Below are 9,739 nucleotides of genomic sequence, written 5' to 3'. Positions count from 1 at the left end.
GATGCGGCAGGGGCCCGAGTGCCATTTCCCGAGGACAAGGCCTACGACCGCTGCTACGTGGCCCTGCTGGATCCCTCACCGACCACTCGCTGGGCCCACCCCGCCTGGTGGGCCTTCATCCCCGTGGAAGGAGATGGACCGCCCGTCCTGCGCGACACGGAACTGCCCGAGAACCAGTCCGGCTCCGTTCGTCTGTTGCCCGTGGCGGAGCCGACCCCGTGACCCGCCGCGCGCTGCTGTGGTGCGGGTGGGCGAATCCCGCTCGCAAGTTCGATTTTCCAGCCTCCGTACGAGACCTGGAGCTGTCTCTCCGCGCCGCGCGAGCCCTGGGCGTCCGGGACGAGGATATCCATGCCTTCCTCGGCCATGAGGATCTGCTGCATCCAGGGCTGGCCGTGTCCCAATACCCGGCCACGGTCGAGGCGCTGGAGCGAGCAGTGAAGGGACTGGCGCGAGGCGCGAACGCGGACGATGCGCTTCTCTTCATCGCCACCAACCACGGCGAGCATCACGGCCTGCTGACTTCGGCGCCCGTGGATGAGTTCGCCAGCGACGATGAGGGGCCCCGGTTGCTCACACCGGAGGTGCTTCGTCGGTGCCTGGATGACGTGCCCGGTACCCAGGTGCTCGTGTTCGCCACCTGCCATGCGGGCATCTTCCTACCGCTGGCGCGCAACGAGCGGGTCGTGCTGGCTTCCTGCGCGGAGGACCAGCGCTATCTGGTGCAGGCGGATCCCCCCTGCTCACCCTTCCTCATCGAGCTCTTCAGGGCTTGGTGCAGCACCGAGCTGCCCGGCTACGAGACTCGTTTCTCTCCGAGCATCGCCGAGCTCGATGCCGCCTTCCTCCAGGCCGAGCAGCAGCTCAGCAGTGGCGAGTATCCCGCCGAGTACAAGCGATTGAAGCCACTCCGCCAGGGCGTGGCTCACTGGCCATCCATCCGGTAGGCCTCATTCGCCGCACGCGCGCTTCACACGAGCGGGGCGAGCAGCTCCAGCAGGCGGTCCACGTCCGCCGCCGTGTTGTAGAGGTGCGGGGACACGCGGATGCTGTCCCCGCGCACGCTCACGTACACCTGGCGCGCGGCCAGCTTCGCCGCCACGTCCGGCGCGTAGCCGCCCCGCCGCTTGAGCCCCACCAGGTGCCCCGCCCGCTGGGACTCGGGCGGCACCTCCAGCCCGAGCGCCCGCGCCCCCTGCTCCACCCGCGCCGTCAGCTCGCGCAGCGTCTCCTGGGTCTCGTGCACGCCCCACGCGAGCAGTTGCCGCAGCGCCGCCAGCGCCATGGGCACCAGCACGAAGTTGCTGCGCTCGCCCACGTCGAAGCGCCGCGCGCCCGGCTGGAAGTCGTCCCGGTAGTCCACCAGCCGCGCGAAGTCCTCGCTGCCTCCGCGCAACAGCCAGTTGTGCTCGATGGGGCGGCCCTGGCGGAAGCGCGGCGCCACGTAGAGGAAGCCCAGGCTGTAGGGCCCCATCATCCACTTGTACCCCGCCGCCACCAGGAAGTCCGGCCGCACCTCCGCCACGTCCAGCGGCAGCGCGCCGAGCGACTGCGTCGCGTCCACCGCCAGCGCCGCCCCCACCTCGCGCGCCCGCTCCCCCAGCCGCACCAGGTCCACCCGGCTCCCATCCGTCCAGTGGCAGTGCGGCACCGCCACCAGCGCCGTGCGCTCGTCCAGCTCCGCCAGCAGCGCGCGCGTCCAGTCCCCGTCCTCGGGCCGGCCCACCGCCACCACCTGCCCTCCGGCGCGCTCGGCCAGCTCGCGCCACGGGTACACGTTGGAGGGAAACTCCTCGGCCAGCACCAGCAGCCGCTGGCCCACCCGCACCGGCACGTTCGCCGCCGCCACCGCCAGCCCGTAGCTCACCGAGGGCACCAGCGCCACGCCCTCCGCGTCCCCTCCCACCAGCTCCGCGACGAGGCCCCGCAGCGCCTCCGAGTCCGTGAAGAAGTCCTCGGGCCGGATGAGCCACGGCCTCGCCTTGCGCCCCACCGCCTCCCGCCCCGCCTCCGTCACCGCGCGCAGCTGCGGCGCCATGTAGGCGCAGTTGATCCACGTGACATCGTCGGGCAGCTCGAAGAGGTGACGCTGGGAGGGCAGGCTCATGGGCGCGAGAGCATAGCGTGCCCGGCGCCTAGGGGAGCCGCTCCTCCTGCGCCGCCTCGTCCACGCGCCGCACGGCCTCGAGCGGCAGCTCCACCGTGAAGGTCGAGCCCCGGCCCTCCTCGCTCTCCACGAGGATGGTGCCCCCCAGCGCCTGGACGATCCGCTGGGTGATGTGGAGCCCCAGGCCCAACCCGCCGTAGTGCCTGTCCGACACCGCGCGCTCGAACTTGCCGAAGATGCGGGCGCGGTGCTCCGGGGCAATCCCAATCCCCTCGTCGCACACCCGCAGCCGCGCCACGCCGCCCTCCCCCCACACGCGCAACGCGATGGGCCGGCCCTTGCCATACTTGAGGGCGTTGGTGAGCAGGTTCGTCACCACCTGCTCCAGCCGCACCCGGTCCCACCGGCCCACCACGGGCGAGCCGTCCAGCAGCTCCACCCGGCAGCCGGCGCGCGTGGCCTCGGCGGCGAACTGCTCGACGACGTCGCGCGTGAGGGCCACCAGGTCCACCCACTCCAGGTGCAGCGGTAGCCGCCCCTGCGCCAGCCGCGAGACGTCCAGCAGGTCATTCACCAGCCCCGCCAGCTTGCGCACCTGGGCCTCGCCCCCCTCCACCGCGCGCAGCACGCGCTCGGGCTCCACGGGCTGCCCCGGCCGCGACTCCACCACCCGCCGCAGCCCCTGGAGCAGCAGCCGCAGCGGCGTGAGCGGCGTCTTCAGCTCGTGCGAGGCCACCGCGAGGAACTCGTCACGCAGGCGCACCGCCCGCTGCGACTCCAGGAAGAGCTGCGCGCTCTCCAGCGTGGCCGCCACCCGGAGCGCCAGCTCCTGCGCCATGGCGAGGTCCTCCGGGCCATGGCGCCGCTGCGGCGCGCGGGAGCCCAGCGTGAGCAGGCCCACGCCCCGCTCGCGCGAGCGCAGCGGCACCACCATCACCGAGCACGCCAACCAGTCCTCCAGGTGCTCCGGGGGCGTGGCGCCCGCCGTCAGGTGCCGCCACGTCTCCGCGCCGAAGTCCGGGAAGAGCAGCGGCTCGCCCGAGTGCACCGCGTCCAGCAGCGGGCCACCCGTGTCGTGCGGCGAGGGCAGGGGCCACACCCGCCCCAGCCACGCCTCCTGCTCCTCGTCCCGGTGGGCCGCGGCCGCCCGGCGCAGGTGCCCCTCGGGCTCCACCAGGTCGATGATGCACCAGGAGGCCACCGACACGCTCGCCAGGCACGCCACGTGCTGGAGCGTGGCGTCCGAGAGCTCCAGCGACTGGCCCAGGATGCGGCTGGCCGTGGCGAGGAAGCGCAGCGCCCCCTCGGCGCGCTTGAGGTCCGACAGGTCCAACACGAAGGAGAGGACGCGGTCCTGCTCCTCCACCCGCGCCGAGCCCGTCAGCACCGGGACGCGGCTGCCATCCGCGCGCACCAGCTCCAGCTCGAAGGCGGTGGACACGCCGCGCGTCCACAGCTCGCGCAGGGCCCGGCCCCCGGCCTCGCTCTTCTCCGGCGGTCCCAGCTGCCGCCAGTGCAGGCGCCGCTGCGCCACCTCCTCGCGGTGGTGGCCGACGATGGAGAGGAAGGCATCATTGGCCTCGAGGATGAGGCCCTCGTCGTTGGAGAAGGACAGCCCCATCATGTCGGACTCCATGATGCGGCGGAACACCGCCTCCCCCTCGCGCAGGGCCCGCTCCGTGCGCAGGCGCGCGGTGATGTCCTCGATGATGGCCACGGCGGCCGCCACCCGGCCCTCGGCGTCCTTCACCGGCCCGGCGCTCAACTCGATGGTGGCGCGGCTGCCGTCTTCGCACTGGATGTCCGCCACCTCGCCTCGCACCACCTCCCCGGTGGTGAGGGCGCGCACCAGGGGCCACTCGTGGGGGAGATAGGGCCGCCCGTCCGGGTGGAACCCGGGGACGGCCGTGTACTCCTCCGGGCGCCACGCGGAGGGCACCGCGGGCCTCCGGCCGATGCGCGCCGCCTGCTCATTGGCCATCAGCATCCGGCCGCTCGGGGCCTCGACGAGGAGGACACCCTGGGGCATCTGCTGGAGCACGGCCTGGAGGCGGCGGTGCTCCTGCTCCAGCTCCCGGCGGCTCGCCTCGGCCTCGGCCCGCGCGCGCTCGGCCTCCTCGCGCAGCTCGCGCTCGCGCGCGTACAGGCGGGCGTGCTCCAGGGCCTGCGCGCAGTGCCGGGCCACCAGGCAGGCGAAGTCCTTGTCCTCCCGCGCGAAGCCCTGCTCGCGCGCGAAGCCGAGCGTCAGCACCCCCAGCACCCGCCCCGCGAGCTCCAACGGCAGGAAGGCCCAGGCCCGCTGGCGGCCCAGCGGCACGTCCTTCATGAAGGGGTAGCGCCGCCGCAGCGCCTCCAGCGACTCCACCCACACCGGCTCGGCCTCCCGCGCCGCCTCGGCGATGGGGACGGGCAGGTCCACCGGAAAGCTCCGCCAGGGCTCGGAGTCCACCTCGGGCATCCCCGCCGCCTCGACGAGCCGGAGCACCCCCGGCTCCCCCAGGAGGAAGACGCAGCACTCGGCGGCGCCCAGCGCTGGCCCGGCCTGCAGGACGATGACGCTGGCCACCTGGGCCGGCGTGAGCGCCTGCGCCAGCCCACTCGTCACCCGCTGGAGCCGCAGGAGTCGCTCCACCGACTGTCCCGCCAGTTGCGGCTGCGTCTCGATGACCATGGGAACCCCGACAAGGAGTGTTCCCACGAGGTGGCCCAAATGCACCCCGCGCCCCGGGTCCTCCTACCCAGGAGCGGGACACGGGCACAGGGATGCACGCCCGTGAGGCGAGGAAGCGAGCGGCCCTACAGGCGGGAGGCCGAGGCGTACCCGACGAAGAGCTCGCTGGAGAGGCGGGCGTCCTCTCCGCCCTCGGCCCGGCGGAGGTAGTCGTTGAGCACGCGCCCGCCCTTGTCCCGGTGCTGCGCGGCGAAGCGCAGGTTCATCCGCGAGCGCTTCACCCCGCCGCCGCCGCGGTGCACGAAGACGACGGTGCCGTCGCGCCCCACGGCCTCGATGACGCCCACGTGCGTCAGCCCGTCGTTGCGCAGGCCGTCGCGGTTGCGGTCGTACGTCTCGCGGAAGAAGAGGACATCTCCGGGGCTCGGGTTGCGCGGGTGCAGGGCCCCCGCGCGCTGGGCGCGCCGGTAGATGGCGCTCACCGCGTTCTCCCCGGGCAGCGTGCCGTGCGACAGCAATTCGATGCCCACCGTGTGGTAGGCCAGCCGCACCAGCCCGGAGCAATCATCGGGCACCTTGCCCTGGCCTTGCGCCGCCAGGGGACGGCCCACGAGGGTGCCCACGCGGCGCGCCACGCGGTGTCCCCGGGTGAGCTTGACGGGAGGCCGCTTCTTCTTCGCCGCGGTGGCCTTCGCGATGGCCTTCGTGCCGCGAGAGCGTTGGACCTTGCCGGTGGAGCCCGTGGACTTCTTCGCCTTCATCACGGGCTTCACCGCCGCGCGAGGGGCGGCCACGGCGGGAGCCGTGCCGAGCACCCCGAGCACCAATGGGAGCAGGAGATTGCGAAGCATCATGCGTGCGGACGAGCGTACCGCCCCACGCATTCACCGGGGATGGGCCGCACCCGCGCCCACATGCGTCCGCCTGTTGAGCAGGCTACTTCTCGCGCCTCCGCGGGAGCGCAGGCGAGGAAAGACAGACTTGCCCGCCAGCCTCGCTCCCTCGGGAGAACGCCTCTCACCCGACCGGCCACAACGACTACTCGCGCGAGCGGCCGAACCACCTGCCTCCGCTCAGCCGCGACTCCACCACGTCCACCCGGTCCGCCATCAGCAGCAGCAGCACGTGCCGCACCCGGTGCTCGGGGATGTCATAGGCCACCCGGCGCAGCAGGCCACTGAGCCCCTTGGGCGGTGCCGCCGTGCCGAACGTGGGCGTCAGTTCGTCCAGTTCCACCCGCTTGAGCACCGGGAAGCCCGGCGGCGGCTGGCGCTCCGGCTCCTTCCAGTGCGCGCCCGTGCGCACCTTCGGCTTCTGGTGCATCGGCACGCCGGGCCGGTCTCTCGGGTCTCCGTCCACGCCCCACCCGGGGATTTTCGTGTGCTCCTGGTCCGCCATTCCGTGCCTCCTCTCACGCATGCCCGTGCGGCAGCAGCACGCACTTGATGCACCCATCCAGCTTCTTCTCGAAGAGCTCGTAGGCCCGCGCCACCTCGCCCAGCGGGAAGCGGTGGGTGATGATGCCCCTGGCGTCGATGCGCCCCGCGCGGATGTGCTCCAGCAGGTGCGGCATGTAGCGCTTCACGTTGCACTGGTTCATCCGCATCGTGAGGCCCTTGTTCATCGCCGTCCCAATGGGCACCAGGTTCCACGGCGGCCCGTACACCCCGACGACGGAGATGGTGCCGCCCTTGCGCGCCGCCTGAATGGCCCAGTTGAGCGCCGTGGGCGAGCCCGCCTCCAGCTTCAGCGTCACCCCCAGCACGCTGTGCAGCTTGGAGCCCTCGGCCTCCATGCCCACCGCGTCGATGCACACGTCCGGCCCGCGCCCGTCCGTCATCTCCTTCAGGGTGGGGACGATGTCCTCCTCCTTGAAGTTGAGCGTCTCCACCCGGGCGTACTTGCGCGCGAACTCCAGCCGGTAGGGGATGTGGTCCACCGCGATGACGCGCTCGGCGCCGAGCAGCCACGCGGACTTCATCGCGAACAGGCCCACCGGGCCGCAGCCGAACACCACCACCGTGTCCCCGGCCTGGATGTTGCCCATCTCCGCGCCCTGGTAGCCGGTGGGCAGGATGTCGGTGAGGAAGAGGACCTCCTCGTCCTCCATGTCGTCCGGAATCCTCATCGGCCCCACGTCCGCGAAGGGCACGCGCACGTACTGGGCCTGGCCGCCCTCGTAGCCGCCCGTGGTGTGCGAATACCCGTACACGCCCGCGGCCAAATCGCTGTTGGGGTTGGTGTTCTCGCAGTTGGCCGTCAGCCCGCGCTTGCAATAGAAGCAGCTGCCGCACGAGATGTTGAAGGGCACCGCCACCCGATCCCCCGGCTGGAGCGAGCGCACCGAGGAGCCCACCTCCTCCACCACGCCGACGAACTCGTGGCCGAAGGTGCAGCCCACCCGCGTGTCCGACACCAGCCCGTGCAGCAGGTGCAGGTCCGAGCCGCAGATGGCCGAGCGCGTCACCCGCACAATCGCGTCATTGGGGTGCTCGATGACCGGATCCGGCTTCTGCCCCACCTTCACGCGGTAGGGCCCCTCGTACACCATGGCTTGCATGTCGCCCGCTCCCCTCTCCTGTCACGCCGCCCGCCCGGGGCGGGTGTGCTGGACGCCCTCAGTCGCCCCGTCAAGCTAGGCACACGGGCGAGGCGGGCGAGTCCTCGGGGCCTCCAGCCCGGCAGCCCGTTCCGGCCCAGCGGCGGCCGCGAGAGGGCCCCTCCGCTCGGCTGCTCCCCTCGGCCTTCCCGAAACCGGACGGTCCTCCAGCGCGCGGGCGGGAGGGACGCGTCGACCGGGGGACAATGCAGGGGCCGCTGGCGCTGTTCGCACTCAGGGGCCCGGGCGTAGACTCGACACCTTCCCGCGAGGAGCCACGCCATGCTGCCCTACTTCCCCTTCTCGCAAGACACCTTCGCGCTGACGCTGGGCGTGCGCGCGCTGCGGCCCGACGAGTCTCTCATCGAGGTGGACGCGCCGCACTACCGGGACGAGCTCGCGCTCAAGGCGGCCCTGCTCGCCGACAACCCCCGCGCCCGCTTCCAGGCCGCGCCCGGCACGGAGCCGCTCCAGTGGGAGACGGTGACGGAGGTGCTCCCCCTCCTGGCGCGCCAGCACCCCCAGCACTTCTCCCTCGAGGTGGAGGGCGAGCGCTGGCGCTGGCGCAACCACCTGCTCGGCACCGAGACGCGCTTCACCCCGGGCGAGGCGGACAGCCTGCCCCGGGCCCCGCTCGACTGGCTCGGCTTGCAGGTGCAGGAGGACCTGCTGGTGCTGGACGGGACGCGCGAGGATCTGCCGCTGGTGGCCGGGCAGCTGTGCTTCCCCTCCATGTGGAGCCTCGACGAGAAGCTGGGGCGCTCGCTGATGGAGGTGCATGCGCCGGTGCCGGGGCTCAACGCGCAGCTCGGCGCCGCCACCCAGCGGCTGATGCAGGGGCTCAAGGCCGGGCGCTCCGTCACCCGCTGCAACTGGGCCATCAGCGTCACGGACCGGTTGGACCTGGCGCCCTGGACGCTGCGCGAGTGGGTGCATCTCTTCGAGGGCATCACCGCGCGCGACGCGGGCGAGCGGTGCTTCCTGCGGCTGGAGCGGCAGACCCTCACGCTGCTGCCGCGCACGGGCGGCATCCTCTTCACCATCCACACCTACCGCGCCCCCGTGGCCGGCGAAGTCGTGGACCCCGAGCGCCGCCGCCGCCTCGCCAACGTGCTGCGCACCGTCCCGCCGGCCGTGAGCGACTACAAGCGGCTCACGCCCCTGCTGGCGCCCCTGCTGGCGTACCTGGAGGCAGACACCGTGCCCCAGGCCGCCAACTCCTGAGCGCGAGCATGCGCCGCGTCGCCGCGTTCGTCGGCTCCCTCGTGGCGAGCGGATGCGCAGACGGGAGGCCCCACCGGGCCCGCGCGCGTGCGGGACTGCTTCCGCTCCGCGCTCACCGAGTCCGTGGCTCGTGGCGCTCGCGGCGCAGAAGCACGGCCTTGCCTTCCTAGAGAATCGTTGCGCACGGGCCCTCGCCCCGCTGCATCGCGAAGGCAAGCGAGCGAGAGATGGCGCCTCCTGTCGGGAGCCCTGGTCTCCTGAGTGAACCATCCCCACCCTGTCCGGCAGGGACACGTTCACGGAGGGCCACACATGGAACGGACCGAGGTGCTGGCAGCGGCGGGACTGGGCGTGGTCGCGGGGATGCGCTCCCTCAGTGCTCCCGCCTTCCTGAGTCAGCGGCTCTCGCGAGACACCGGAGTCGTCGGAGGACGCCTCGACCGAGCACTGTCGTCCAAGGCGGGCGCGTGGACGCTCGCGGTGCTGGCCCTCGGCGAGCTCGTGGCCGACAAGCTGCCACGAACTCCCGCGCGCATCGCGCCCCCCGCGCTGGCGATACGGCTGCTCTCCGGCGCCGTCGTGGGCGCGGAGGTGGCCCGGCGGGGCAAGCGCCCCGTGCTCGGCCCGGCGCTGATCGGCGCGGCCGGCGCGCTGGTCTCCTCCTTCGCGTTCTACGCGCTGCGCCAGTTCACCACGCAGCGGCTCCGCGTTCCCAATGTCGTCGCGGGCCTGCTGGAAGACGCGCTCACCGCGACGTTCGGCGTCCAACTGGTGGCGGCGCTGAAGTGAAGTCCCGAGCGAGGTCTTTCCGCTCCGTCCGATGAGGCCCGAGGGCTCAGGGGGTGCGCTCGGCCTGTGCCCCACCGCCTCCCAACCAGAGCGCGCCCAGCCCGAGCGGCACCGCGTCGAAGGGCTCGGCGCGCACCACGTCCCCGTCGCGGTGCGTCGCGGTGAGAAGCCAGCCAGAGGCCTCGCGCCGGAACACCTCCAGCGTGCGGGCGCGCGGCTCCACGAGCCAGGCGTGCGCCACGCCCTCGCGGTGGTAGATGGGCAGCTTGCGCGTCCGGTCGATGCCGCGGGTGGAGGGCGAGAGCACCTCGCTCACCCAGTCCGGCGCGAGCGTCATGAAGGGCTCGTC

The 9,739-nt window shown here is 72.6% G+C and carries 10 protein-coding genes; 4 read left to right on the top strand and 6 right to left on the bottom strand.

The annotated features are described in order from the left end of the window. Together VF697_RS33515 and VF697_RS33510 are read left to right on the top strand one after the other, a co-directional pair. On the top strand, positions 1–222 hold a 222-nt coding region (locus tag VF697_RS33515; protein ID WP_331101404.1), incomplete at its 5' end, for a hypothetical protein. After that, positions 219–947 carry a hypothetical protein gene (locus tag VF697_RS33510; RefSeq protein ID WP_331101402.1) on the top strand — a complete coding sequence of 243 codons (729 nt, stop codon included), beginning with the start codon at positions 219–221 and terminating at the stop codon, positions 945–947. The genes VF697_RS33515 and VF697_RS33510, both read left to right, overlap by 4 nt. 23 nt (positions 948–970) lie before the next feature. Here VF697_RS33510 and VF697_RS33505 read toward each other — a convergent pair whose 3' ends face one another. From VF697_RS33505 to VF697_RS33485, 5 genes are all read right to left on the bottom strand, one after another. After that, positions 971–2,107 carry an aminotransferase class V-fold PLP-dependent enzyme gene (locus VF697_RS33505; RefSeq protein WP_331101400.1) on the bottom strand — a complete coding sequence of 379 codons (1,137 nt, stop codon included), beginning with the start codon at positions 2,105–2,107 and terminating at the stop codon, positions 971–973. A gap of 28 nt (positions 2,108–2,135) precedes the next feature. Continuing rightward, positions 2,136–4,778, bottom strand: coding sequence for an ATP-binding protein (locus VF697_RS33500; RefSeq protein ID WP_331101398.1), 2,643 nt, complete (start codon positions 4,776–4,778; stop codon positions 2,136–2,138). 125 nt (positions 4,779–4,903) lie between these two features. Next, positions 4,904–5,632 carry an NlpC/P60 family protein gene (locus VF697_RS33495; RefSeq protein WP_331101397.1) on the bottom strand — a complete coding sequence of 243 codons (729 nt, stop codon included), beginning with the start codon at positions 5,630–5,632 and terminating at the stop codon, positions 4,904–4,906. A gap of 184 nt (positions 5,633–5,816) precedes the next feature. Next, entirely contained in the window at positions 5,817–6,176 is a 360-nt protein-coding gene (locus VF697_RS33490) for a hypothetical protein (RefSeq protein ID WP_331101396.1), read from the bottom strand. 13 nt (positions 6,177–6,189) lie between these two features. Next, positions 6,190–7,338: a zinc-dependent alcohol dehydrogenase gene (locus tag VF697_RS33485; protein ID WP_331101394.1), complete on the bottom strand. Its 1,149-nt coding sequence runs from the start codon at positions 7,336–7,338 to the stop codon at positions 6,190–6,192. A gap of 321 nt (positions 7,339–7,659) precedes the next feature. Between VF697_RS33485 and VF697_RS33480 the strand changes: the two genes are divergently transcribed. After that, entirely contained in the window at positions 7,660–8,601 is a 942-nt protein-coding gene (locus VF697_RS33480; protein WP_331101393.1) for a DUF3445 domain-containing protein, read from the top strand. Between the two features lie 312 nt (positions 8,602–8,913). Beyond that, positions 8,914–9,390 carry a hypothetical protein gene (locus tag VF697_RS33475; RefSeq protein ID WP_331101391.1) on the top strand — a complete coding sequence of 159 codons (477 nt, stop codon included), beginning with the start codon at positions 8,914–8,916 and terminating at the stop codon, positions 9,388–9,390. A 46-nt stretch (positions 9,391–9,436) separates the two neighbouring features. Here the strand turns inward: VF697_RS33475 and VF697_RS33470 are convergent. Continuing rightward, a partial coding sequence (locus VF697_RS33470; RefSeq protein ID WP_331101389.1) for a Uma2 family endonuclease occupies positions 9,437–9,739 on the bottom strand: 303 nt, incomplete at its 5' end.

Source organism: Archangium sp. (genome assembly GCF_036388035.1).
Classification (GTDB): domain Bacteria; phylum Myxococcota; class Myxococcia; order Myxococcales; family Myxococcaceae; genus Archangium.
The sequence above is the reverse complement of the archived record's forward strand: the minus strand, read 5'-3'. Positions and strand labels throughout refer to the sequence as shown.

What these genes read in the sequence shown, in the direction of transcription:
- VF697_RS33490 (WP_331101396.1), bottom strand. Translation starts at nt 6,176, where the DNA reads ATGGCGGACCAGGAGCACACGAAAATCCCCGGGTGGGGCGTGGACGGA.
- VF697_RS33485 (WP_331101394.1), bottom strand. Translation starts at nt 7,338, where the DNA reads ATGCAAGCCATGGTGTACGAGGGGCCCTACCGCGTGAAGGTGGGGCAG.
- VF697_RS33475 (WP_331101391.1), top strand. Translation starts at nt 8,914, where the DNA reads ATGGAACGGACCGAGGTGCTGGCAGCGGCGGGACTGGGCGTGGTCGCG.
- VF697_RS33500 (WP_331101398.1), bottom strand. Translation starts at nt 4,778, where the DNA reads ATGGTCATCGAGACGCAGCCGCAACTGGCGGGACAGTCGGTGGAGCGA.
- VF697_RS33480 (WP_331101393.1), top strand. Translation starts at nt 7,660, where the DNA reads ATGCTGCCCTACTTCCCCTTCTCGCAAGACACCTTCGCGCTGACGCTG.
- VF697_RS33505 (WP_331101400.1), bottom strand. Translation starts at nt 2,107, where the DNA reads ATGAGCCTGCCCTCCCAGCGTCACCTCTTCGAGCTGCCCGACGATGTC.
- VF697_RS33495 (WP_331101397.1), bottom strand. Translation starts at nt 5,632, where the DNA reads ATGATGCTTCGCAATCTCCTGCTCCCATTGGTGCTCGGGGTGCTCGGC.